Annotated in this window: 1 protein-coding gene; it reads right to left on the minus strand. The window is 55.9% G+C overall.

Annotated features, from left to right (window positions below):
- Window positions 1-254: 50S ribosomal protein L23 (rplW, locus tag GVL52_RS32530; RefSeq protein ID WP_368735344.1), on the minus strand; the 254-nt coding region annotated here is incomplete at its 3' end.
- Between the last annotated feature and the right edge of the window lie 147 nt (window positions 255-401).

Below are 401 nucleotides of genomic sequence, written 5' to 3' on the forward strand. Positions count from 1 at the left end.
TCTTGACCTTCCTTCAGCGTCACATAGGCCTTGCGCACGTTGTCGCGGCGGCCGATGGTCTTGCCAAAGCGCTTGGTCTTGCCTTTGGTGTTCACCACAGAAACGCCCTTGACCTCGACCTTGAACATCAATTCCACGGCGGCCTTGATTTCGGGCTTGGTTGCGTTCTGCAGCACCTTGAACGTCACAGCATTGGACTTCTCGGCAACCATGGTGGCCTTTTCGGACACGATGGGAGCGACCAGAACCTGCATCAGACGGCCTTCGTCAAACTGGGTCGTGCTCATGCGAACATCTCCTTGAGTTTGTCGATAGCGCCCTTGGTGACGAGCACTTTCTTGTAATGCACCAGCGACACCGGATCTGCGTAACGCGGTTCGACGACGAACACGTTCTTCAGG

Origin of the sequence: Rhizobium sp. 18055, from assembly GCF_902706285.1 — a bacterium.
Lineage (GTDB): Bacteria > Pseudomonadota > Alphaproteobacteria > Rhizobiales > Rhizobiaceae > Rhizobium.